Source organism: Aquabacterium soli (assembly GCF_003933735.1).
Classification (GTDB): domain Bacteria; phylum Pseudomonadota; class Gammaproteobacteria; order Burkholderiales; family Burkholderiaceae_C; genus Aquabacterium; species Aquabacterium soli.
In genome coordinates this window covers 306,972-328,390 of the sequence record NZ_RSED01000002.1, presented here as the reverse complement: position 1 = coordinate 328,390, position 21,419 = coordinate 306,972, and the positions used below count along the sequence as shown (strand labels likewise).

At 68.6% G+C, this 21,419-nt stretch carries 20 protein-coding genes; 11 read left to right on the top strand and 9 right to left on the bottom strand.

The window, feature by feature from the left end:
• Nucleotides 1-52 precede the first annotated feature (52 nt).
• The 4 genes from EIP75_RS03705 to EIP75_RS03690 are packed head-to-tail and all read left to right on the top strand — an operon-like array spanning nucleotide 53 to nucleotide 3,218.
• Nucleotides 53-610, top strand: a complete 558-nt coding sequence (locus EIP75_RS03705) for a ZrgA family zinc uptake protein (protein WP_158622732.1) — start codon at nucleotides 53-55, stop codon at nucleotides 608-610.
• Nucleotides 610-1,326, top strand: coding sequence for an ATP-binding cassette domain-containing protein (locus tag EIP75_RS03700; RefSeq protein ID WP_233584658.1), 717 nt, complete (start codon nucleotides 610-612; stop codon nucleotides 1,324-1,326). The genes EIP75_RS03705 and EIP75_RS03700 overlap by 1 nt, the downstream gene beginning before the upstream one ends.
• Entirely contained in the window at nucleotides 1,323-2,585 is a 1,263-nt protein-coding gene (locus EIP75_RS03695) for an ABC transporter permease (RefSeq protein WP_125241876.1), read from the top strand. Before EIP75_RS03700 ends, EIP75_RS03695 begins: the two co-directional genes overlap by 4 nt.
• 18 nt (nucleotides 2,586-2,603) lie before the next feature.
• Nucleotides 2,604-3,218 carry a DUF3299 domain-containing protein gene (locus EIP75_RS03690; protein WP_125241875.1) on the top strand — a complete coding sequence of 205 codons (615 nt, stop codon included), beginning with the start codon at nucleotides 2,604-2,606 and terminating at the stop codon, nucleotides 3,216-3,218.
• Nucleotides 3,219-3,239: 21 nt separating this feature from the next.
• On the opposite strand, the gene EIP75_RS03685 is transcribed toward EIP75_RS03690, so the two are convergent.
• Together EIP75_RS03685 and EIP75_RS03680 are read right to left on the bottom strand one after the other, a co-directional pair.
• The gene (locus EIP75_RS03685; protein WP_125241874.1) at nucleotides 3,240-3,548 is read right to left on the bottom strand and encodes a MerR family transcriptional regulator; all 309 of its coding nucleotides are present in this window, start codon (nucleotides 3,546-3,548) and stop codon (nucleotides 3,240-3,242) included.
• The gene (locus tag EIP75_RS03680) at nucleotides 3,545-4,633 is read right to left on the bottom strand and encodes a DnaJ C-terminal domain-containing protein (protein ID WP_338014895.1); all 1,089 of its coding nucleotides are present in this window, start codon (nucleotides 4,631-4,633) and stop codon (nucleotides 3,545-3,547) included. Before EIP75_RS03680 ends, EIP75_RS03685 begins: the two co-directional genes overlap by 4 nt.
• A gap of 94 nt (nucleotides 4,634-4,727) precedes the next feature.
• Here EIP75_RS03680 and EIP75_RS03675 point away from each other — a divergent pair, with 94 nt between their 5' ends.
• Together EIP75_RS03675 and EIP75_RS03670 are read left to right on the top strand one after the other, a co-directional pair.
• A complete protein-coding gene (locus EIP75_RS03675) occupies nucleotides 4,728-6,782 on the top strand; it encodes an NAD(+) synthase (RefSeq protein WP_125241873.1) in 2,055 nt (684 codons plus the stop codon).
• A 210-nt stretch (nucleotides 6,783-6,992) separates the two neighbouring features.
• Nucleotides 6,993-7,559: a hemerythrin domain-containing protein gene (locus EIP75_RS03670; RefSeq protein ID WP_125241872.1), complete on the top strand. Its 567-nt coding sequence runs from the start codon at nucleotides 6,993-6,995 to the stop codon at nucleotides 7,557-7,559.
• A gap of 37 nt (nucleotides 7,560-7,596) precedes the next feature.
• Here EIP75_RS03670 and EIP75_RS03665 read toward each other — a convergent pair whose 3' ends face one another.
• The 5 genes from EIP75_RS03665 to EIP75_RS03645 all read right to left on the bottom strand — a co-directional run bounded on the left by EIP75_RS03665 (nucleotide 7,597) and on the right by EIP75_RS03645 (nucleotide 13,946).
• Entirely contained in the window at nucleotides 7,597-8,748 is a 1,152-nt protein-coding gene (locus EIP75_RS03665) for a phospholipase A (protein ID WP_158622731.1), read from the bottom strand.
• Between the two features lie 181 nt (nucleotides 8,749-8,929).
• A complete protein-coding gene (locus EIP75_RS03660; protein WP_233584657.1) occupies nucleotides 8,930-10,174 on the bottom strand; it encodes a DUF6607 family protein in 1,245 nt (414 codons plus the stop codon).
• A 126-nt stretch (nucleotides 10,175-10,300) separates the two neighbouring features.
• Complete coding sequence (locus EIP75_RS03655) at nucleotides 10,301-10,966, bottom strand: PEP-CTERM sorting domain-containing protein (RefSeq protein WP_199758479.1); 666 nt, start codon at nucleotides 10,964-10,966, stop codon at nucleotides 10,301-10,303.
• Nucleotides 10,967-11,008: 42 nt separating this feature from the next.
• Complete coding sequence (locus EIP75_RS03650; protein ID WP_125241870.1) at nucleotides 11,009-13,198, bottom strand: phosphocholine-specific phospholipase C; 2,190 nt, start codon at nucleotides 13,196-13,198, stop codon at nucleotides 11,009-11,011.
• A gap of 163 nt (nucleotides 13,199-13,361) precedes the next feature.
• Nucleotides 13,362-13,946 carry a TetR/AcrR family transcriptional regulator gene (locus EIP75_RS03645; protein ID WP_125241869.1) on the bottom strand — a complete coding sequence of 195 codons (585 nt, stop codon included), beginning with the start codon at nucleotides 13,944-13,946 and terminating at the stop codon, nucleotides 13,362-13,364.
• Between the two features lie 54 nt (nucleotides 13,947-14,000).
• Here EIP75_RS03645 and EIP75_RS03640 point away from each other — a divergent pair, with 54 nt between their 5' ends.
• The 4 genes from EIP75_RS03640 to EIP75_RS03625 are packed head-to-tail and all read left to right on the top strand — an operon-like array spanning nucleotide 14,001 to nucleotide 18,402.
• Nucleotides 14,001-14,468: a (2Fe-2S)-binding protein gene (locus EIP75_RS03640; RefSeq protein WP_125241868.1), complete on the top strand. Its 468-nt coding sequence runs from the start codon at nucleotides 14,001-14,003 to the stop codon at nucleotides 14,466-14,468.
• On the top strand, nucleotides 14,465-16,720 hold the full coding sequence (locus EIP75_RS03635) for a xanthine dehydrogenase family protein molybdopterin-binding subunit (protein WP_125241867.1): 2,256 nt from the start codon (nucleotides 14,465-14,467) through the stop codon (nucleotides 16,718-16,720). Before EIP75_RS03640 ends, EIP75_RS03635 begins: the two co-directional genes overlap by 4 nt.
• A gap of 12 nt (nucleotides 16,721-16,732) precedes the next feature.
• Nucleotides 16,733-17,800, top strand: coding sequence for an XdhC family protein (locus tag EIP75_RS03630; RefSeq protein ID WP_125241866.1), 1,068 nt, complete (start codon nucleotides 16,733-16,735; stop codon nucleotides 17,798-17,800).
• Nucleotides 17,797-18,402 carry a nucleotidyltransferase family protein gene (locus EIP75_RS03625; protein WP_125241865.1) on the top strand — a complete coding sequence of 202 codons (606 nt, stop codon included), beginning with the start codon at nucleotides 17,797-17,799 and terminating at the stop codon, nucleotides 18,400-18,402. Before EIP75_RS03630 ends, EIP75_RS03625 begins: the two co-directional genes overlap by 4 nt.
• Nucleotides 18,403-18,426: 24 nt before the next feature.
• Here the strand turns inward: EIP75_RS03625 and EIP75_RS03620 are convergent, their stop codons facing one another.
• Complete coding sequence (locus EIP75_RS03620; protein WP_125241864.1) at nucleotides 18,427-18,882, bottom strand: flagellar basal body-associated FliL family protein; 456 nt, start codon at nucleotides 18,880-18,882, stop codon at nucleotides 18,427-18,429.
• 102 nt (nucleotides 18,883-18,984) lie between these two features.
• Nucleotides 18,985-20,070, bottom strand: coding sequence for a serine/threonine protein kinase (locus EIP75_RS03615; RefSeq protein WP_125241863.1), 1,086 nt, complete (start codon nucleotides 20,068-20,070; stop codon nucleotides 18,985-18,987).
• Between the two features lie 208 nt (nucleotides 20,071-20,278).
• Between EIP75_RS03615 and EIP75_RS03610 the strand changes: the two genes are divergently transcribed.
• On the top strand, nucleotides 20,279-21,418 hold the full coding sequence (locus EIP75_RS03610; RefSeq protein WP_125241862.1) for a PQQ-dependent sugar dehydrogenase: 1,140 nt from the start codon (nucleotides 20,279-20,281) through the stop codon (nucleotides 21,416-21,418).
• The last annotated feature ends 1 nt before the right edge of the window (nucleotide 21,419 follow it).

Below are 21,419 nucleotides of genomic sequence, written 5' to 3'. Positions count from 1 at the left end.
AGTGGGATCCATCCCGTCTTCACCCACTGCACTGCCTCAGACAAGCCGACACATGACCCAACCGAGACCCAAGCGCAGGGGCCTGCATGCCCTGGTGATGTTCCTGTCGTGCATGGCCGCCGCGCAGGCGCACCAGCAGGCACACGTGCATGGCCGGATCCAGTTGGGCGTGGCCCTGGAGGGCAGCGAACTGGTGATCGACATCCACGCGCCGCTCGAAAGCCTGCTGGGTTTCGAGCGCCAGCCCAGAACCCCGACAGAGAAGGCGCTGGCAGCCGACTGGTCTGCCAGGCTGCGCGATGGCGGCACGCTGCTGCGCCTCGATCCCGAGGCGCGGTGTGTCCTGACCCATGCGGAGCTGAGTGCACCGGTGCTGGGTTGGGGGTCAAGCCCTGGCCACGCCACGGCACAAGACGGACATGCCGACCTGGAGGGCCAATGGGTGTTCCGTTGTGCCCAGCCCTCGGCCTTGCGCCGCCTGAACGTCGGCTTCTTTGAAGCCAGCGCCCATGCCCGGGTCATCGAGGTGCAGTGGGCGGTGGGCGGCAAGCAGGGCCGGCAGATGCTGAAGCGTCCGCAAGACGTCGTCAACCTGGGGCCTCGCCGGTGATGCAGATGCCGCAGGCCGGTGCGAATGCGCCGGTGCTCCAGATCGAAGGCCTGGAGCATGGCTGGTCGCCGGCACAACCCGCCTTGCTCCGCCTGGCCGCGCTGACCCTGGATGTCGGCGAATCTCTGTTCATCCACGGCCCCAGCGGGTGCGGCAAGAGCACCTTGCTGTCCCTGCTGTGCGGCATCACGCCTGCCCGCAGCGGCCAGGTGCGCGTGCAGGGCACCGATTGGCGCAGCCTGTCCGGCCACCACAAGGATGCCTGGCGGGCCGACCACATCGGCTACATCTTCCAGCAGTTCAACCTGCTGCCTTACCTGTCGCCACTGGACAATGTGCTGCTGCCCGGCCGCTTCTCGGCCCGGCGTCGCCACGGCAGCGAGGCCCAGGGCGGGCCTCAGGCCGAGGCCTGCGGGCTGCTGGCCCGCATGCAGTTGCCGCAGGCCACCTGGCAGGCACCCAGTGCGCAGTTGTCGGTCGGGCAGCAGCAGCGCGTGGCCGCTGCCCGGGCCTTGATCGGCCGCCCGGCGCTGGTGGTGGCCGACGAACCCACCTCGGCCCTGGACGAAGCCACGCGAGACGCCTTCATGGACACCTTTCTGCAGGCCTGCCAGGATGCCCGGGCCGCCGTGGTCTTCGTGAGCCATGACCAGCGCCTGGCGCGGCACTTCCAGCGCAGCCTGGCCTGGCAGGACCTGGTGGAGGCTCACGCATGAACGGCCTTTGGAGGCTCGCGCTGGCCAGCGCCTGGCACCGGCGCTTCGTGCTGTCGATCACCCTGGTGTCCATCGCCCTGTCGGCCTTCCTGCTGGCCAGCATCGAACAGATCCGCGGCGATGTCCGTGAAGGCTTCTCCCAGGCGGTGTCGGGCACCGATCTGATCGTCGGCCCCCGCACGGGCAGCACCCAGTTGCTGCTCTACAGCGTGTTTCGCATCGGCCAGGCCACCAACAACATGCGCTGGGACAGCGTCGAAGCCCTGGCGGCCCACCGGGCCGTGCGGTGGGTGGTGCCGATCTCGCTGGGTGATTCGCACCAGGGCTTCCCGGTGGTGGCCACCAGCGCGGCGTATTTCCAGCACTTTGCCTATGGCGATGGCCAGGCCCTGGTGCTGGCCGAGGGGCGCCCGTTCCAAGGCTTGTTCGATGCCGTGATCGGGGCCGATGTGGCGCGCCAGCTCGGCCATCGGCTCGGCGCACGCGTGGTGTTGTCGCATGGCGATGGCGCGCTGGAAGGCAACGACCACGCCGACAGGCCTTTCACGGTGGTGGGCATCCTGGCGCCCACCGGCACGCCGGTGGACCGTTCCATCCACATCAGCCTGGAGGCCATGCAGGCGCTGCACCTCGACTGGATGGGCGGTGCCCCCATGCCCGGCGTCCACGTCGACAGCCAGGCGCTCACGCCCGAGCTGCTGCGCCCGCGCGAGGTCACGGCCGTGATGGTGGGGCTCAAGAGCCGCACGGCCGTGTTCGCCGTGCAGCGCTGGCTGGCCGACTACGAGAAGGAGCCGCTGATGGCCATCCTGCCCGGGGTGGCGCTGGACGAGCTGTGGCAGGTGGTCAGCGCCGCTGAAAAAGCCCTGCTGGCCATCACGGCCCTGGTGGCGCTGGTCAGCTTCTCGGGCCTGGTGGCCACGATGCTGGCCGGGCTCAGCGAGCGGCGGCGCGAGCTGGCCATCCTGCGGGCCGTGGGGGCTTCGCCCCGCACCGTGCTGGCCCTGCTGCTGCTGGAGGGCTCGGCGTTGTCCGTCGCCGGCGTGGCGCTGGGCTGGCTGGCCTCTTGGCTGGGCCTGCTGGCCTGCCAGGATTGGGCGCTCACGCGCTGGGGCATCCGCTTGCACGTAGGCTGGCCCACGGAAGGGCAGGCCTGCTTGATGGCAGGCCTGGTGGCCGCCGGCCTGATCGCCAGCCTGCTGCCGGCATGGCGTGCCTACCGGCTGTCACTGGCCGATGGGCTCAGCCCGAAGACATGATCACAAGGAATGCACCGCATGACAGCCCCCGACATCCTCTGTACCGCCCGGATCACACGCCGCTCACTGCTCGCGGTCACGAGCGCGACGCTGTCCATCGGCCCTTGGGCCGCGGCGTCGGCCTGGTCAAAGGACACGGGCCAGAAAGCCTTGCCGCACATCAAGTGGTCCGACCTGGTGCCCAAGGGCTGGGACCCGACCGACGAGGTGCGCAAGCGGCTGGGCGACCAGAACTTCGACATCATCAGCGACAGCGATCCGCGCATGCTGCAGATGCTCAAGCAGATGCGTGAAGTGTGGGACAACGCGCCGGTCAACCAGGACATGGACGGCGTGAAGGGCCGCATCCCCGGCTACGTGGTGCCGCTGGAAGAGGGCAAGGCGGGCCTCAAGGAGATGCTGCTGGTGCCCTACTACGGCGCCTGCATCCACTCGCCGCCGCCGCCCGCCAACCAGATCATCCACGTCATCCTGGGCAAGCCGGCCAAGGGCTTTGCGTCGATGGACACGGTGTGGGTCACGGGCACGCTCAAGACCTTCCGGGGCGATTCCTACATGGGCGTCAGCGGCTACAAGGTGGACGACGCGGTGCTGGCACGCTATGTCAAGGAAAAGCCCAGGACCGAGCGCTAGGCCGGTGGCACCTGGCGGAGCTCAGTCTTCCAGGCACTGGAGCCGTTCCTTGAGCCGCTGGATCTCGCATTCCATGTCGGCCACCAGCGCCGCCAGCTCCGGCACGGCCTCGAAATCCCGCTCCAGGGCGGCCAGCCGCCGCACCCGTGTCAGCGTGATGTGGTTGTAGCAGCGCGTGGTGTCGGGCGCGTCCTCGCAGGCGATGACCAGGCCGTTGGTCAGGCGCTCTTCCAGCCAGCAGGCCTCGACCACGCCCAGGCGGCACAGGTCCTCCAGGTCGAACCAGAGGTCATCCAGCGTGGCCTCGACAAGCTGTTCGGTCGTGTTCATCGCGGTTCCTCCTGTGGCCGCCAGTCGGCCTCCGAGGCAGCCACCTTGCGGGCGTCGAACTCGTCCTTCAGCTCGGTGGCCATCTGCTCGTACAGGCGCCTGGCGCGCGGGTCGTGCGCGCTGGGCAGCACCACGCGCAGCTTGAGCTCCAGATCGCCGGGCGTGGGCGAGGGCAGGCCCTTGCCGCGCACCGTGAGCGATTGGCCGCTCTGGGCGCCCGCAGGCACGCGCACGCTCAGCCCCGGGCCATGGGGCAGGGCCACCGGCACCACGGCGCCCAGCGCGGCTTCCCAGGGGGCCACCGGCAGCTCGGCCAGCAGGTTGGCGCCGTCGAGCTTGAAGTCCGGATGCGGCTTGACCTGGATCTCCAGCAGCAGGTCGCCCGCCGCGGCGCCCTGGCCCCCGGGTGCGCCCTGGCCGGCCAGGCGCAGGGTCTGGCCGGGGCGCACGCCGGCCGGAATCTTGACCTGCAGCTTGCGTTGGCCCACCGAGGCATGGCCCTGGGCGTCGAAGTGGGGTGACTTGAGCGTGATGGTGCGCAGGGCACCGCTCCAGATGTCCGCCAGGTCCAGCGCCACGGTGGCTTGCTGGTCTTCACCCCGTGCCTGCGCTGTCGACTTGCCGCGGGCACCCACGCCCATGCGGCCGAACAGGTCGCTGAAGAAATCGCTGAACCCGCTGGTGTCTGCCGTGCCGGGGCCGGTGCTGCTGCTGGCGCTGGTGTGCGCGGCCGTCTCGGCATAGGCCTGGGCGGCCTCGGCCGGGCTCTTGGGGCGCGCAGCCTCCTTGCCGAAGGGGGCCTGGCGCGGGCCTGCAGCGCCTGCCTGGCGCTGCTCGGCGAGCTTGTCGTAGGCGGCGCGCTTGTCCGGGTCGGACAGCACCACGTAGGCCTCGTTGATCTCGCGCATGCGCTGCTCGGATTCGGGCGCCTTGCTGAGGTCTGGATGGAAACGACGGGCCTGGCCCCGGTAGGCCTTCTTGATCTCGTCGGGCGTGGCTTGGCGGGCAACACCCAGCCAAGCGTAGTAGTCGTGGAACTCCATGGACGGGCGGCCCTCCGGGGTGGCGTCAAGCTGACAGGCCATGGTAGCGGCGCGGCAAGCCCCGCCTGCGAACACAGGAATGCAGGCCTGAGGCCCAGGGTGCCCAGGGGCTCTCGCGCCGGGCACAATGAAGGGCATGACGAACGCCTCCCAAGACTTCTTCGACCTGTACACCCATGGTTATGCCCGCGTGGCGGTGGCCGTGCCGGCCATCCGCGTGGCGGATCCGGCCTGGAACGCCACGCAGACCATCGAGCTGATGCAGGCGGCGGCGGTGCGGGGCGCGGCCCTGGTGGCCTTTCCAGAGCTGGGCCTGTCGGGCTACACCTGCGATGACCTGTTCCACCAGCATGCCCTGCTGGATGCCTGCGAAGCGGCCCTGGGCCAGGTGGCGGCGGCGTCAGCCACGCTGCCGATCACGGCCGTGGTGGGCCTGCCCTTGCGCGTGGACGACCGCCTGTTCAACTGTGCGGTGGTGGTGCAGGGCGGCCAGGTGCTGGGCGTGGTGCCCAAGACCTTCCTGCCCAATTACGCCGAGTTCTACGAGGCGCGCCAGTTCAATGCCGCGCCCACCGCGCTGCGCACGGAGATCTCGCTGCTGGGCCACCAGGTGCCGTTCGGCAGCCTGTTGTTCGAATGCGATGACGTCTCGCGCCTGGTGTTCCACGTCGAGATCTGCGAAGACCTGTGGGTGCCGATCCCGCCATCCTCGTTCGCGGCGCTGGCCGGGGCCACCGTGCTGGTGAACCTGTCTGCCTCCAACATCACCGTGGGCAAGGCCGATTACCGCCAGCGGCTGGTCAGCATGCAGTCGGCACGCTGCCTGGCGGCCTACCTGTATTCATCGGCTGGCGCGGGCGAATCCACCACCGACCTGGCCTGGGACGGCCAGGCCCTGGTTTGCGAGAACGGCGAGCTGCTGGCCGAATCCGAGCGCTTCAGCGCCGACTCCCACCTGATTACCGCCGATGTGGACCTGGAGCGCCTGGCCCATGAGCGCATGCGCCAGACCAGCTTCGGCCAGTCGGTCGCATTGCACCAGGCGCAGGTGAGCAGCTTTCGCCGTGTGCACTTCACGTTGGGTCTGCCCGAAGCGCGCCGCCCCTTGCAGCGCCATGTGGAGCGCTTTCCCTACGTGCCGTCCGATCCCCGTCGCCGCGACGAGCGTTGCCACGAGGTCTACAACATCCAGGTGCAGGCCCTGGTGCAGCGCCTGAGCGTGGCGGGCCAGGGCAAGCTGGTGATCGGCGTGTCGGGCGGGCTCGATTCCACGCACGCGCTGCTGGTGTGCGCCAAGGCCATGGACCGGGTGGGCCGTCCACGCAGCGACATCCTGGGTATCACGATGCCGGGCTTTGCCACCAGCACGCGCACGCTGGACCAGGCCTTGCGCCTGATGCAGGCCATCGGCTGCACCGTGCAGCAGATCGACATCCGCCCCAGCTGCGAGCAGATGCTCAAAGACATCGGCCACCCGCACACCCCCGAGAACCCTGTCTACGACGTGACCTTCGAGAACGTGCAGGCCGGCGAGCGCACCAGCCACCTGTTCCGCCTGGCCAACCTGCACCATGGCATCGTGGTGGGCACCGGCGACTTGAGCGAACTGGCGCTGGGCTGGTGCACCTATGGCGTGGGCGACCACATGTCGCACTACAACGTGAACGCCAGCGTGCCCAAGACGCTGATCAAGCACCTGGTGCGCTGGGTGGCCGACACGCAGCAACTGGGCGACCAGGGCAGCGAGGTGCTGCACGCCATCGTCGACACCGAGATCAGCCCCGAGCTGGTGCCCGGGGCCAAGGATGACCAGCCTGGGCAAAGCACCGAGAGCTTCATCGGCCCCTACGAGCTGCAGGATTTCCACCTGTTCCAGCTGGTGCGCTATGGCTATGCGCCGTCGAAGGTGGCCTTCCTGGCGTACACCGCCTGGCACGACCGCGAGCAGGGCCGCTGGCCACAGGGGCCGTGCGTGCCGCACAACCAGTACACCCTGGCCGAGATCAAGAAGCATCTGCGCGTGTTCCTGCAGCGCTTCTTCACCAACCAGTTCAAGCGCTCGTGCGTGCCCAACTCACCCAAGGTGGGCTCGGGCGGATCGCTCTCTCCGCGTGGCGACTGGCGTGCGCCCAGCGATGCCGCTGCCACGACCTGGCTGAGCGAGCTGGAGCAGGTGCCCGACGCGCAGTGACGACGTGGGCGCGACGCAAACGGCGCCGTGCCTTCCCTGCATTCGTTGCCGACCGGCCGGTGCCACACCGGTATCGGCTGCCGCCCGCCTGCGCCGGGGCAGCAGGGTGCGCGTGCCCGGGAAGGCAGGCGCGCCAATTGCCATAGAGGTCATGCCCGGCGGCGCACTCCCCCTTTGTTGATGCCGCCTCCACTTTCCAGGAGAACCCGCATGACCGCTACCAAGACCAAGAGCCCCAAGACCGCCAGCGCCAAGACGGCTGCCCACAAGACCACGGCCAAGCCGGCATCCAAGCGCAGCACCGTCGTGCACGACGATGCCATCAAGCTGCTGGTGGCCGACCACAAGGAAGTGAAGGCCCTGTTCAAGGACTACGAGAAGCTGGTCAAGGACGAGGCCGACGGCGATGAGCGCCAGGCCCTGGCCCAGAAGATCTGCCTGCTGCTGACGGTGCATGCCACCATCGAGGAAGAGATCTTCTACCCCGCAGCGCGCGCGGCCATCGAAGACGGCGACCTGCTGGACGAGGCCGAGGTGGAGCACGCCAGTGCCAAGGACCTGATCGCGCAGATCGAAGGCATGAGCCCTGATGAAGAGCTGTACGACGCCAAGGTCAAGGTGCTGGGCGAGTACATCGAGCACCACGTCAAGGAAGAAGAGACCGAACTCTTCCCTGAGGTGAAGAAGTCGGACGTGGATCTGGCCGAGCTGGGTGCCGACCTGGTGTCCCGCAAGGAGACGCTGCTGGCCGAATTGGGCGAGGACGCACTGGCCTGAGTCACAGGGGCCCCACGCGCGGCGGGGCCCACCACCATCAGAACTTGAAGATGGTCAGGCCTGCGCCCAGGGTGCTCTGCTTGAAGTTGTAGTCCAGCAGGGTATCGCCATAGCCATGGAAGGCCTGCACATACCAGCGCAGCCCATCCGGGCGCTCCGCGTTCACCGGGTATGACCAGTTCAACTCGACCGAGCCGCGGCCGCTGAGCGATGGGCGCCACAGCAGCGATGCGATCGAGCGCCCTGGCGACCAGTTCAACTGGGCCTGCACATGGCCGAGGTAGTGCTCGATGTCCGGGTTGTCGTCGTACTTGTCGTTGCTCTTGGCCAGTGGGGCTTCCACACGCAGGTTGGCGTTGATGCCGCCGCGCTCCACGCCGAACGACACGTAAGCCCGGTTCCAGCTGCGTGACAGCTCATCGGACTGGCCATTGGACTGGTGCACCAGACCGAAACTGGTCAGGCGCCATTTCCAGTCAAAGGGCAGGTTCTGCAGGCCCATCGGCATGGGCACCACATACAGCACCTCAGGCTGGTAATCCGTGTTGCGGAAGGGCGAGGATTCCTCGTGATTCCAGGTCTGCCAGATCGACTGCTGCGTGTAGGCCACCCACAGGTCGGCGTTGGGCAGCAGGAAGTCTTCCAGCACCTTGGTACGCAGCGAAAGTTGCAGCTTCGTCTCGAAGTGCTGGTACTGAGGCAGATTGGTGGCCTTGCCGCGCGTGGGGCTGCTGGGCTCGTTGTTGAGCTTGCGCAAGCCGCGGATCGGCAGGAAGAAGTTGGGCCGATAGGCCGTGTAGTTGAAGGTGCCGCGCTTGTCGGCCGGTGACAGCTCCCAGAACCGTGACAGGAAGCCTTCGTCGGGCGGTGTGTCTCCCGTGGCAGGCGTGCCGCCAGGGGGCGCGGTCACGGTCTGTGCGGGCTGGCCGGGCTGCGGTGTTTCTGCCTGCGCCGCCACCGGTGAAGCCGGCAGGGCCATGATGGTGTCCTTGGTGGCCTGACGGTCATAGCAAGCCAGCCGCTCTTTGTCCTCGGTGAGCTTCAGGCACGCCTGCAGATCGGCGGTGGCTGGATTCTGCGCGGGACTCTGAGCGTGTACCCACGGCGTGGCCACGCAGGTCAGGGCGGTGAGGGCCCATGCGCGGGGCAGGGCATGGCGAATCGATACGCGGTGTTTGGCGATGGACATGGGGTGGCAAAGGCAGGACATGGACGGCCCAGGGCCTCGGCCGGCGCCCTGATGCAACTTGTGACACAGCATAGTGGTTTATGCGGTGTTCAGATGCAGTCCGATGGCGTCGCGCTTTGTAGGTGCCTGCTGACAGCGACGCTGTAGTCTGGTTCGCGCTTCACGCTGCGCCAACCGCCTTTCAGGGACGGGATGCAGGCGCCAGGTAATCGCGTACCGCCTTTTCGACGTGAAGGCGGATTTCGGCGCGCGTGGGAAGCTTGGTGCCGGGCTCGTCGAACGAGCCTGCATACTCGTAAAGCGGCACGAAGAGGCTGTCCTTGTCAGGCGCGCCCTTGAGCCTCAGCAGCCCGGGCCGCGCGATCAGCAGGTCCCACTGGCGGCGCACTTCCGACCACACCGGCTCGGTGGCCTGCAGGTAGCGGTCACCTGCGGCCCAGTCGTAACCCTCGATGCGCTCGTAGCGGTTGAAGCCCAGTTCGCGGGCCACCACCGGGTCCTTGGCCAGCACGCGGCCTTGGGCATTCAGCTTGACCTTGAGGTTCGCCTGCTCATGCACCCAGCCTGTGGGCGTGATGATGTGGCGGTTGTTGCCGATCAGCACTTGGTAGTCATCACGCACGCTGAACTCGCGGCGCGGCAAGGGGCGCCAGCCATCGGTATCGCCCCAGGCACTGTAGTTGCCCAGGTGCTCCCAGGTGGCCACGCCCGAGTAGCGCGGCGAATCATCGACCTGGTAGACCGTCTGGCGCCACTGGCCCCTGCGCTGGGCCACGGGCACGGCCACGCGCTCCCACGTGTTGTGGCCGCGGTAGACCAGTTGGTCCTTGGGCTCGTGGTGCCAGTCCTGGCGCCAGTGCTTGACCACGAAGGGGCCTTCGACCTTGCCGTCCTCGCCCACCATCGTCATCACCAGCAGGTGTTGCAGGACGATGGACGTGCCCTTGTCCTCCAGCACGTAGACCTTCTCGGTGCCCCAGCTCTGGTAGGGCTTGTCGGGTTTGAAGCCGGCCTGGAAGCCGGCCACCTCGATGAAGTCGAAGCTGGCCCGGTAGGCGCCCGCCATGGCCAGGATGGCACGCCGGTCACGTTCGAACTTGCTCAGCCCTGGGGCCTGCAGGGCCTGCCATTCGGCCGTGGGTCGGGTGACGGGCTGCACGGATGTGCCGGTGGTGCTGCCGCCACGTGGCGCCAGGGACGATTCGTCCAGGAACTTCCACGAGAAGGTGTACTGGCGCCACGCAGGGGCCTTGGCGCCTTCTGGCGATGATGCCGTGGCGGCGGCGCTGGCGGCATCGCTGGCTGGCGTTGCGGTGGCCCTGGCCCTGGCCCCGTACGCGCTGGCAGTGCCGTGCATCACCAGGGATGCCAGGGCCGTGGCACACACCAGGCGTGCACTTCGAAGGCGGTCAGCAGGCTGGATCATGGTCGTCGGGCTCGTTGAGGTCCAGCCCGGGATCATGCATGAAAGCGCAGCGGCCGCCGCATGGGCCTCAAGCGTGAAAAGAGCTTGAGGTCATGCGGCGGCCGCATATGGCCCGGGGCCGGTGGCTCAGACGCGGCGGCGCAGGCGGCCAACCAGGCCCAGCATGCCGAGGCCTGCCAGGGTGTAGGCGATGCTGCCTGCTTCAGGCACCGGCGAGGTCAGCACGAAGGACAGGTTGTCGGCATAGCCATCGTTGTCGCCGCCCCCCAGGCGCTCCATGGACAGCGAGAACATCACCTGGCTCACGCCCTGAGGCAGCAGGCCCGGGCTTTCACGGTAGAACAGGCCGGTCTGGTTGCCGCGGTCGGCAGCCGACAGCGGGCCGATGGACGCATGGCCGATCTCGCTGCCCGTGATGTCCAGGAAGGACACGTACAGCAGTGCGTTGTCTCCTTGTGAGGACCAGCCGCCCAGCCAGCCGCTGAGCGAGTATTCCACGGGGGCGCCGGTGGCGGTGAGGCTGCTCACGTCGATGACCTGGAAGCCGGCGCTTTGCGCGCCCACGCCGGTGAACATCTTGGCGCCGCGGTCCACGGGGCCGGGCTGGGTGGGCAGCACCCAGTTGCTGCCGTAGCTCACGGACTGGAACAGGTCGTAGCCGTCGAAGGCCGTCCAGCCGCTGGCGCCGCTTTCGGCGCCGCCGTTGGCGATCAGGTTGGTGTCGTAGCTGGCGGCCTGGGCGGCCAGGCTGAGGGTGGCCGCGGCCAGGGCCAGGCAGTGCTTGAACTTCATGGTGTTGCTTTCTTCAAAAATGGGGATGAGTGAGGCGCGCGATCAGACCTGGAACTGGTCCAACTGGGCGGCGCCCTGCATGGCAGGGTCGCTGATGGACGGAGCACCCGTTTCCAGGTGGCCTGCGAAGCGGCGGCTCCAGCCGCTCAGGTTCTTCACGCGCACGATCTGGTCGTACCAGTGCCGGGTCTCGGCCAGTGGCAGGTGCAAGGTCTGCGTGCTGCGGGCGGGCAAGTTGACCTCACGGGCGGCGGCGTTGTCGTACTTCAGGGCCTGCAGCGTGAAGGTGCAGGCGCTGCCGCCTTCGTTGCGCAGGGTCACGACCAGTTCGCCGTTGGTGCGGTCGCTGCTCAGATGGATCTCCGGACGTGCAGCGGTGCCGGTGGCTGCCGGCAGGGTGCCGGTGACATGGCGGTGCAGGCCGTTGGGGGCGATCACCCACAGGTCATAGACGCTGCCTGCGGCCTGTGTCCACACGCCATCGAGGTGCTTGCCGGCCTCGACCGTGTAGCGGCGCGGAGCCTCGGCCAGCGAGCGGCGGTTGTAGACGTGGAACACCGCGGCGGCCTCGCCGTCGTTCTGGAAACGCAGCGTCAGGCTGGTGGGCTGGGCGGTGGCGTGCACGTGCAGGTCATAGGGCAGTGCACGGGCCGGACGCACGCCGGCGGCCTGCACCGGGGCGCTCAGCGTGCTGGGCGTGGCCGGCGTCTTGGTGGTGGGCAGGGCCAGGGCCAGCAGGCGTCGGGCCTGGGTGGCAGGCAGGTTCTGCACAAAGGCGCTGTCTTCGGGCGTGGCGAAATCGAAGCAGCCGGTCAGGTCGCTGCTCACGGCGCGGCGCCACGGCGTGATCAGCGGCTCCTGCACGCCGAAACGGCTTTCGATGAAGCGGATCACCGAGGTGTGGTCCGACACCTGCGAGTTCACCCAGCCCCCCTTGGTCCAGGGCGAGATCACATACATGGGCACGCGCGGGCCCATGCCGTAGTTGCGGTGCTGGTACTGGGCGGCCGAGCCGTTGAGGTGGTGGTGGTACTCGCCCGTGGTGTCCACGGTGGAGGCACCGGCGAACTGGGTCTGCGCGGCATCGGCCGAGTAGCTCAGGATGGCGGGTGCGGCCGGCGGCGGCATGTGGTCGAAGAAGCCGTCGTTCTCATCGAAGTTGATGAACAGCACGGTCTTGCTCCAGACCTCGGGGTTGGCCGTGAGCGCGTCGAGCACGCGGGCGGTGTAGTCGGCGCCCTGGGCCGGGCTGGAAGGGCCGGGGTGTTCCGAGCCTTCGGCCGTGGCCACGATCCAGCTCACCTGCGGCAGCTTGCCGGCCAGCACGTCTTCCTTGAGCTTGTCCAGATCACGCGTGGAGACGCCGCGGTCGCGCAATTGCTGCGAGTAGCCGGGGCGCTGGTACCAGGCGTTGCGGAAGGGGCGAAAGCCCGCCAGCGAGTTGTCGGTGAAGTTGTCGGCCATGTTCTGGTAGACCTGCCAGCTGATGCCGGCGTCCTGCAGGCGCTCGGGGTAGGTCGTCCAGGTGTAGTCGGTGGCGGGGTTCTCGTTGAACCAGTCGTGGCTGTTGTCGGTCGATGGGCCTCCGGCCACGGCCAGCGGGTCGTTGCCGCCGCTCCACAGGAACAGGCGGTTGGTGTTGGTGCCGGTCTGCGTGGCGCAGTGGTAGTGGTCGCACAGCGTGAAGGCGCGCGCCAGGGCGAACTGGAAGGGAATGTCCGCTTCCTTGTAGTAGCCCAGCGAGTGGTTCTGCTTGGCCTTGGGCCAGTTGTTCATCCGGCCCAGGTCCCAGGCGGCCTGGGCATCGTTCCAGGAGTGGGGCGTGCCGGCCACGCGCATCACGCCGAAATCCTGCTGCGTGTTGAGGTGGAAGGGGGCGATGCCGCGCTGGGCACTGCCCCAGTCCGGGCGGCCGGGCACGGGGGCGCCACCGCCGGTGGGCTGCACGAACACGGTCTTGCGCGTGAAGGTGCCGGTGCGGTCCACCACGGGGATGGGGAAGGGATCGGCGAAGCCGCGCACGCCGGGCAGGGTGCCGAAGTAGTGGTCGAAGGAGCGGTTCTCCTGCGTGAGGATCACGATGTGCTCGACATCGTTGATCGTGCCGGTGCGCTGGGCCGCGGGGATGGCCAGGGCGCGCTGGATGGCGGGCGGGAAGGTGGCCAGTGCGGCGCTGGCGCCCACGGCGCTGCCCATGTTGCGCAGGAAGCTGCGGCGATCGTGTTGTGTCATGGTGTTGTCTCGGGAGGGTGAGCGGGGACTCATCCACCTCGATCCACCCAGACAGCCGCCATGCGTTGCCCGGGCATCCTGCGGTGGACGCCCGGCGACTCTAGGGACGGACTTTGAAAGGCCTGTGATCAGCACAGGGCCGATCAGCTCATGCCATGCGGTGTCATGTTGCGTGGCCGCTGCGGGCCTGGTGCGGTGGGGCGGCCGTCAACCCGGCCAGGAACACCTTCATGCCGGTGGCCAGCAGGGCGTCGGTGGGACGCCCCTCCAGCATGTTGGCGCGGTCCAGTTCGGCCAGGCCATGCAGGTAGGCCCACAGCGACAGGGCCAGGTCATCCAGGTCATCGCCCTGATAGACGCTGCCCAGCAGCGTGCCCGCCAGGTCCCAGATCTGGGCGTGGCTGGCCGGTTCTTCTTCGCTCTTGCAGTGGCTGGTCATCACGGCGTAGAGCGCCGGATTGGCGCGTGCGAAGTGCAGGTAGGCCATGCCCACCGCCCCCAGGGCCGGCAGCGGGGGCTGGCCGCCAGCCGCTGCTTGCAGGGCTTGATAGAGCAGGCGCCCCGCCTCGTCGGCCATGGCGTATTCCAGCGCTGCCTTGCTGCTGAAGTAGCGGTACAGCGCATTGGGCGTCACCCCCAGTTCGGCCGCCAGGGTGCGCATGGACAGGGCCTCCATGCCGTGCTGCTCGAGGTAGGCCACGGCGGCCTGCAGCACCGTGTCGCGGTTGATTTTCTGGGGGTAGGACATGCCTCACTGTACCCGGCTTGACGCCCCCGGCTTTCAAGGTGTACGCTGTACATTATGAAGCGATTCCAACTCAATGGCCGCCCCGTGAGCGCCGATGTCGAGGACGACATGCCCCTGCTGTGGGTGCTGCGTGACGAGCTGGGTCTCATGGGCACCAAGTTCGGCTGCGGCGTGGCCGCGTGCGGGGCCTGCACCGTGCACCTCGACGGGCAGGCCGTGCGTTCCTGCGTGATGCCCATGGTCGCGGTCGATGGGCATGCCGTGCACACGATCGAGCGCGATGACGATCCGGTGCTGGCGCGCCTGCGCAATGCCTGGATCACGCACCAGGTGCCGCAGTGCGGCTACTGCCAATCCGGCATGCTGATGGCGGCGTCGGCCCTGCTCAGGCAGATCCCGAACCCCACCGATGCCGACATCGACGGGGCCATGACCAACATCTGCCGCTGTGGCACCTACCAGCGCGTGCGGGCAGCCATCCATGCCGCCGCCGGTGCACGCCGGCCCCGGGAGGCCGCATGAACCTCAAGCGCCGACATCTGCTGATCGCCGGCGTGGCTGCGGCGGCCGGGGGCCTGGTGGTGGGCTGTGGGGCGCCCACCGCGCGCGACCGCCTGGGCAAGGCAGCGCTGCCGCAGGGGCCGCAGGATCCGGTGGCGCTCAATGGCTGGGTGCGCATCGCACCGGATGGCCGCATCACGGTGGCCGTGCCCCGCGCCGAGATGGGGCAGGGCGTGCTGACTTCCTTGCCCATGCTGCTGGCCGAAGAGCTCGATGCCCGCTGGGATGATGTGCACGTGGAGCACGCCCCGGTGGCCGGCATCTACGCCAACCAGGCCTTGCTGCTCAATGTGCTGCCCTTCGGCACTGACGACGACGGCCTAGTGGCACGCTTGGCGCGGTCGTCCATCCAGCGTGTGGGCTATGCGCTGCACCTGCAGGTCACAGGCGGCTCGAGCAGCGTGCGCGATGCCTGGGAGCCTTTGCGCCTGGCCGGTGCCACCGCCCGGGCCATGCTGGTGCAGGCCGCCGCCAAGCGCTGGGCTGTCGAGCCGGGCGCCTGCCGTGTCGAGGCCGGGCAGGTCCTCCACCCTGGCAACGGGTCGCGGTTGGGCTTTGGTGAACTGGCACGGGAGGCTGCCGCGCTGAGCCCGCCCTCCGAAGTGCCTTTCAAGGATCCCGCCAGATACCAGTTGATCGGTCGCGCTGTGCCACGCAAGGACATTCCTTCCAAGGTGGATGGCTCGGCGGTGTTCGGCATTGACGTGAAATTGCCTGACCTGCTGCATGCCGCCGTGGCGCAAGCCCCCGTGTTCGGGGCCGACATCGCGTCGTTCGATGCGGCCGAGGCCTTGGCGATGCGCGGAGTCCACAAGGTGCTGCGCATCCCGGGCGCGGTGGTGGTCGTGGCCGACCGCTGGTGGCGTGCCAGGCAGGCCCTGGCCACCGTCAAGATCCAGTACACCGCCACCCCGCACGACCGGCTGTCGAGCAAGGACATCGCGACCGGCTTGCAGCAGGCGCTGGATGAGCACTCCGGCATGGCCTTCACCCAGCGTGGTGATGCGCAAGGCGCCCTCGAGAAGGCCGCCAAGGTGATCGAGGCACGCTACTGGGCGCCCTACCTGGCCCATGCGGCCATGGAGCCCATCAACTGCACCGCCCGCGTCAAGGCAGGCCAGGTGGAGGTGTGGGCCCCCACCCAGGTGCCCTCGCTGGCCAAATGGCGTGCCTCGCAGGTGGCGGGCGTCGACATGGACCAGGTCGCGCTGCACCTTCCATTGCTGGGCGGAGGGTTCGGTCGGCGGCTGGAGGTGGACATGGTCGAGCAGGCTGTGGCCGTGGCGCAGCAGCTCGATGGCCGCCCGGTCAAGCTGCTGTGGTCGCGGGAGGAGGACACGCAGCACGACATGTACCGGCCCGCCGCACTGTCCGTGTTCCGCGCCGCGCTCGATGCCCAGGGCCGTGTCACGGCCTGGCACAACCGCGTGGCTGCGCAATCCGTCAGCCGCGGTGCCATGGAACGCCTGCTGCCCTGGGCCGCGTCCGATGCGCCGGACAAGAACCAGATCGAAGGCGCCTTCGACATCCCTTATGACTTCGAGCACATCGAGGTGCGCCAGGTGCGCACGCAGGCGCACGTGCCGGTGGGCTCCTGGCGCAGCGTCGGCCACTCCTACAACGCCTTCTTCACCGAGAGCTTCATCGACGAGCTGGCCCACGCTGCCCGGCAGGATCCTTGTGCCTACCGCCGCGGCCTGCTGGGCGCACGTCCTCGCCACAAGGCCGTGCTGGAGGTGGCCGCTGCCAAGGCCGGGTGGGGCACGCCCTTGCCCCCCGGCCGGGCTCGTGGCATCGCCCTGCACGAATCCTTCGGCTCGATCTGCGCCCAGGTGGCCGAGGTGTCATGGCATGAGGGCGCGGTGCGCGTGCACCGGGTGGTCTGTGCCATCGATTGCGGTGTGGTTGTCAATCCCGACACCGTGGAGGCCCAGATGCAAAGCGGTATCGTGTTTGGATTGAGCGCTGCGCTGTTCGGCGAGATCACGGTGGCCGAAGGCCGTGTCGAACAGAGCAGCTTTCACGACCAGGAGGTGCTGAAGATGGCCCAGATGCCCGTGATCGAGACCCACATCATGCGCAACACGCACGCGCCCGGCGGCGTGGGCGAGCCGGCCACGCCGCCCATCGCCCCCGCCGTGTGCAACGCCCTGTTCGCGCTGACCGGTCAGCGCGTGCGCTCGCTGCCGATCCGGCTGCAGGCGGCCGCCTGAGCGCCACGACACATGCGCAGCAACGACCACGAGGTTCTTGCCCAGGCCCTGCAGTGGCGGCGTGAAGGCGTGCGCTGCGTGCTGGCCACGGTGCTGGGCACCTACGGCGCCAGCCCGCGCCCGCCCGGCGCCATGGCGGCCTTCAGTGAGCGGGGCCTGATCGTCGGCTCCGTCTCCGGCGGGTGTGTGGAAGACGATCTGCTGCAGGAGGTGACCGATGGCCGCCTCTGGATGCAGGGCCCTGGCGTGCAGTTGCGCACCTATGGCCGTGACGCGGCCGAGCGTGAGCGCTACCGCCTGCCCTGTGGCAATGCCCTGCGCGTGGCCGTGGAAGCGCACTGGTGCCCCGAGGTGCTGGCCCAGGCCGAGGCGGCCATTGCCGCACGCCAGACCCTGGTGCGCCATGTGCAGTACGCCAGTGGTCGCTCCTGGCTGGCGCCGCACGACGGCCGGGCCGATTTCCATGACGACGCCGAGGGCCTGGCCACGGTGCTCGGGCCGCGCTGGCGCCTGTTGCTCATCGGCGCCACCGAGGTCAGCCGCTACCTGCTGCCCATCGCGCGCTCGCTCGGCTATGCGGTGACGGTGTGCGATCCGCGGGAGGAATACACCGGCGCCTGGCGCGACACCGAAGGCGCCGAGGTGCCCTTGCTGCACGACATGCCCGATGACGCCGTGCTGGGCTTCGGCTGCGATGTGCGCACGGCCGTGATTGCCACGGCGCATGATCCCAAGCTCGATGACCTGGCCCTGATGGAGGCCTTGCGCACCCCGGCCTTCTACGTGGGGGCGCTGGGCTCGAGCATCACCAGCAGCCGACGTCGGGAGCGCCTGCGCCTGTTCGATCTCAGCGAGCAGCAGGTGGCCGCGTTCAAGGGGCCTGTGGGCCTGCCCATCGGTTCACGCTCGCCCGCCGAGATCGCCGTGTCCATCGCGGCCGAACTGGTGCAGCTGCGCCGCCTGCTGGACCAGGGTGTGGACCCATCGCCCGGGCTGGCCCTACAGGCCGCGGTGCCAGGGAGGCAAGCACAGGCGGCGCCTGAGGGCCGGGGCTGCTCCCTGGCCGTGCCGGGCGCATGAGCGGGCAAGCAGCCAGCAGCTCCGGCCGTGTCGTCGGCCTGGTGCTGGCGGCGGGCAGTTCGCGACGCTTCGGTGCCGACAAGCGCCAGGCCCTTCTGCCTGGCGGCGACACGCTGCTCGACACGGTGCTCCGCACCCAGCGCGCCGTGCTGCAGACCGTGCTGGTGGTCACGCCCCTGGAGGATGACTTCGCTGATCAGGCCTGCCGGCGTCATCAGGCCCTGCGCGTGCCTTGTCCGCAGGCGGCACAAGGCATGGGGCGCTCGCTGGCGGCCGGGTTGCTGGCCGCGCAGGCGCTGGACCCCTCTCCTGACGCGGTGCTGCTGGCGCTGGCCGACATGCCTGGGGTGCAGGCCGACACGCTGGTGGCACTGCTGTCGCGGTTCCACGCGACGGGCCATGCCGTGATGCCCGTCTACCTGGGGGGCCCTGGCCACCCGCGCGTGCTGCCCCGGGGCATCTGGCCGGCGCTCATGGCGCTGTCAGGCGACGAAGGCGCCCGCCATGCCGTGGATTGGCGTCAGGCAGAGAAGGTGGACGTGAGCGACGCAGGTGTGCTGCTGGACGTGGACACGCCGCAGGATCTGGCCGCACTGGGCTGAAGAGGCGATCGGCCGATCAGGGCCTCAAGGCATCAACACCAGTTCATCGAATGCGACCATCTTGACGCGTTCGTCGATCTCCTGATCGTTCAGGTAGCCATTGATGGACTGCTGGATCGCGCGGCCGTAGCGCTGGATGCCATCGGCGCCTTTGATGTCGGTGCGCGTCATCGTGGTGCCGACCTGCTCGATCATGGCCTTGAGCGCGGGCTCATGGCCTTCGAGGGTCGCTGGGTTATCGCGGTTGCGCAGCTGCAGGTTCACCTTGACCGACACCATGCGGCCATCGGCCAGTTGGGAGATGACCTTGGGCACATCGAGCCAGACAGCGCCGTTGCGCGGCTTTTCCATCGACGACCATTCGGTGTAGACCCAGGTGCAGAACGCCACCAGCAAGGCCCCCAGCGCAATGCCGATGGCCAGCGTCCAGTCGCTGCCCTTGTCCTTGCGCTTCATGCCCATGGATGCGCTGCCGCTCATCGTTTCATGCTCCTGTGTGCCGTTGCCGAAACTGTAAGAGCGCTGGATGCATCCCCCGCGAATGCGGGGGTGCCCAGGTGCGGCATATGCACGCTCAAGGGCCTATCCGTACCCGGGGTGCTCCAGGTCTTCTTCCATCAGCTGGATTTGGTGGCGAAGCTGGTCGGCCTGCTGCTGCCAGTACATGGCCTGGCCGAACCATGGGAAAGCGGACGGGAAGGCGGGATCATCCCAGCGGCGTGCGAGCCACGCGCTGTGGTGGATGAGGCGCAAGGTGCGCAGCGCCTCGATCAAGGTCCACTCGCGCCAGTCGAACTCGGTGATGCTCTCGTAGCCATCCATCAGGGCATACAAGGCGGGCTGGCGCTCGCGCCGGTGGCCGCCCAGCAGCATCCACAGATCCTGCACGGCCGGGCCGTTGCAGGCGTCGTCCAGGTCGACGAAGTGCGGGCCTTCGTCGGGCGTCCACAGCACATTGCCCAGGTGGCAGTCGCCGTGCACGCGGCCCAGCCTCAGATCGGGCACACGGTCGAAGACGGCCTGTGCGGTGTCCAGCGCCTGCTCCGCAGCGGCCAGCCACACGGCGCGCTGCGGGTCTGGCAGATCGCCGTGATCGCGCAGCCACCGCCAGGCACTGCGCCCCAGTTGCTCCACGCTCAGGGTGGGGCGGTGGTCAAAAAGCGTCTGGCGCCCCACGACGTGCAGCCGGGCCATGAGGCGTCCCAGCCATTGCAGCACCTCGGGGTCGTCCAGTTCGGGGGCGCGGCCACCGCGGCGCGGGCTCACGCTGTAACGGTGGCGGGCACTGCCCTGGGGGCCCGCGGCCTGCCAGACTGCCAGGGTAGGGGGCATGCCCAGCAGCTCGGCACCGTGGCCATGGGCGGGGTGCTGCAGCGCCAGCGGGGCCACTGCGGGCACGTCAGCCTCGGCCAGGTCCAGCGCGAAGCGGTGCTCTTCCAGGATCTGCTCGTCGCTCCAGCGCGCAGGCCGGTAGAACTTGGCCACCGCCATGCCCCCATCGCTCAGGCCCACCTGGAACACGCGGTTCTCATACGAGTTCAGGGGCAGCAGGCGACCGTCCGGGTCCAGGCCCGCGGCCACCAGTGCATCGATGACGGCGTCCGGCGTGAGCTGGGCGTAGGGCGTGAGATCCGAAGAAGCGTCTTCGGGCGCGGGGCGGTCGGTCATGCCCGATGGTAGCGCCTTGCCCTGGAGGCCAATGGCCCCGCCGGACAAGTGGCTGAATGTGCCCGTGTTAGAACGCAGGACAGCCCGCGGCACCTCAGGGATGGTGCCGGGCATTCACCGATGTGAGGGTGTCGTGCAGAACCTGGAACTCAATGCTTTGCGTGCTGAAAGACATGGCCCCTGGCCTGTGCGGACCGCTCTGTTGCTGATGACGGCGTGCCTTGGCTGGGCACTCGCGGCCTGTGGCGGTTCAGGCGGCGGCGCACCATTGACCGCGGCGCCCTCGACCGTCAAGTACACGGTGGACACCGTGGCCAGTGGCCTGGAGAACCCATGGGGGCTGGCCTTTCTGCCCGATGGGCGCATGCTGGTCACCGAACGCGCCGGGCGGCTGCGCATCGTCACAGGTGATGGCGCCATCAGTGCCGCGGTCACGGGCCTGCCCGCCAACATCGCCGTGGGTGGGCAGGGTGGCCTGCTCGATGTGGCGCTGGATCCCAACTTTGCGACGAACCGGCGGGTGTACCTGAGCTATGCCGAAGCGGGCACGGGCAGTGAAAGCGGCACGAACGGCACCTCGGTGTACCGCGCGCAGCTCAGCCCCAGCGGCGCCGCGCTCACGGGCGGCCAGGTGATCTTCCAGCAGCGTCCCAAGGTGGCCAGCAGCCTGCACTTCGGCGGGCGGCTGGTGTTTGCCAACGACGGCACGCTGTTCATCACCATGGGTGAGCGCGGCAGCCGCTCCGACGATGCGCAGGACACCACCAACTTGCTCGGGAAGGTGGCCCGTGTCCAGACCGATGGCTCGGTGCCGGCGGACAACCCGCTGGTGGGCACCAGCGGCGCGGCCACCGAGATCTGGAGCTGGGGGCACCGTAATGTGCAGGGCGCGGCGATTCACCCGACCACCGGCGTGCTCTGGACGAATGAACACGGCCCTCAGGGCGGCGACGAATTGAACATCGACCGGGCCGGGCGCAACTACGGCTGGCCCGTGATCACTTATGGGTGCACCTACGGCGTTTGCGATCCAATTGGCGAGGGAACGACCAAGGCCGGCATGGAGCAGCCGGTGAGCTGGTGGCCCAAACCGTCGACAGCCCCTTCAGGGCTGATGTTCTACACGGGTGCGGGTTTCGCGCCGTGGCAGGGCAGTGTGTTCATGGGCGGGCTGGCGGGACAGGTGCTTTGGCGCCTTAGCCTGTCGGGCGACACAGTGAGCGGGCGTGAGACGCTGCTGGGCGACCGGGGAGAGCGCTACCGCACCGTGGTGCAGGGGCCCGATGGCTGGATCTACCTGCTGACGGACGACAGCGACGGCAAGGTGCTGCGCCTGCGTGCCCCCTAGA

Excerpts from the sequence above, each read along its gene's own strand:
- EIP75_RS03650 (WP_125241870.1), bottom strand. The coding sequence starts at position 13,198 with ATGACACAACACGATCGCCGCAGCTTCCTGCGCAACATGGGCAGCGCC.
- EIP75_RS03655 (WP_199758479.1), bottom strand. The coding sequence starts at position 10,966 with ATGAAGTTCAAGCACTGCCTGGCCCTGGCCGCGGCCACCCTCAGCCTG.
- EIP75_RS03675 (WP_125241873.1), top strand. The coding sequence starts at position 4,728 with ATGACGAACGCCTCCCAAGACTTCTTCGACCTGTACACCCATGGTTAT.
- EIP75_RS03615 (WP_125241863.1), bottom strand. The coding sequence starts at position 20,070 with ATGACCGACCGCCCCGCGCCCGAAGACGCTTCTTCGGATCTCACGCCC.
- EIP75_RS03660 (WP_233584657.1), bottom strand. The coding sequence starts at position 10,174 with ATGATCCAGCCTGCTGACCGCCTTCGAAGTGCACGCCTGGTGTGTGCC.
- EIP75_RS03625 (WP_125241865.1), top strand. The coding sequence starts at position 17,797 with ATGAGCGGGCAAGCAGCCAGCAGCTCCGGCCGTGTCGTCGGCCTGGTG.
- EIP75_RS03700 (WP_233584658.1), top strand. The coding sequence starts at position 610 with ATGCAGATGCCGCAGGCCGGTGCGAATGCGCCGGTGCTCCAGATCGAA.
- EIP75_RS03705 (WP_158622732.1), top strand. The coding sequence starts at position 53 with ATGACCCAACCGAGACCCAAGCGCAGGGGCCTGCATGCCCTGGTGATG.
- EIP75_RS03635 (WP_125241867.1), top strand. The coding sequence starts at position 14,465 with ATGAACCTCAAGCGCCGACATCTGCTGATCGCCGGCGTGGCTGCGGCG.
- EIP75_RS03665 (WP_158622731.1), bottom strand. The coding sequence starts at position 8,748 with ATGTCCATCGCCAAACACCGCGTATCGATTCGCCATGCCCTGCCCCGC.
- EIP75_RS03610 (WP_125241862.1), top strand. The coding sequence starts at position 20,279 with ATGACGGCGTGCCTTGGCTGGGCACTCGCGGCCTGTGGCGGTTCAGGC.
- EIP75_RS03630 (WP_125241866.1), top strand. The coding sequence starts at position 16,733 with ATGCGCAGCAACGACCACGAGGTTCTTGCCCAGGCCCTGCAGTGGCGG.
- EIP75_RS03695 (WP_125241876.1), top strand. The coding sequence starts at position 1,323 with ATGAACGGCCTTTGGAGGCTCGCGCTGGCCAGCGCCTGGCACCGGCGC.
- EIP75_RS03640 (WP_125241868.1), top strand. The coding sequence starts at position 14,001 with ATGAAGCGATTCCAACTCAATGGCCGCCCCGTGAGCGCCGATGTCGAG.
- EIP75_RS03670 (WP_125241872.1), top strand. The coding sequence starts at position 6,993 with ATGACCGCTACCAAGACCAAGAGCCCCAAGACCGCCAGCGCCAAGACG.
- EIP75_RS03680 (WP_338014895.1), bottom strand. The coding sequence starts at position 4,633 with ATGGCCTGTCAGCTTGACGCCACCCCGGAGGGCCGCCCGTCCATGGAG.
- EIP75_RS03685 (WP_125241874.1), bottom strand. The coding sequence starts at position 3,548 with ATGAACACGACCGAACAGCTTGTCGAGGCCACGCTGGATGACCTCTGG.
- EIP75_RS03645 (WP_125241869.1), bottom strand. The coding sequence starts at position 13,946 with ATGTCCTACCCCCAGAAAATCAACCGCGACACGGTGCTGCAGGCCGCC.
- EIP75_RS03690 (WP_125241875.1), top strand. The coding sequence starts at position 2,604 with ATGACAGCCCCCGACATCCTCTGTACCGCCCGGATCACACGCCGCTCA.
- EIP75_RS03620 (WP_125241864.1), bottom strand. The coding sequence starts at position 18,882 with ATGAGCGGCAGCGCATCCATGGGCATGAAGCGCAAGGACAAGGGCAGC.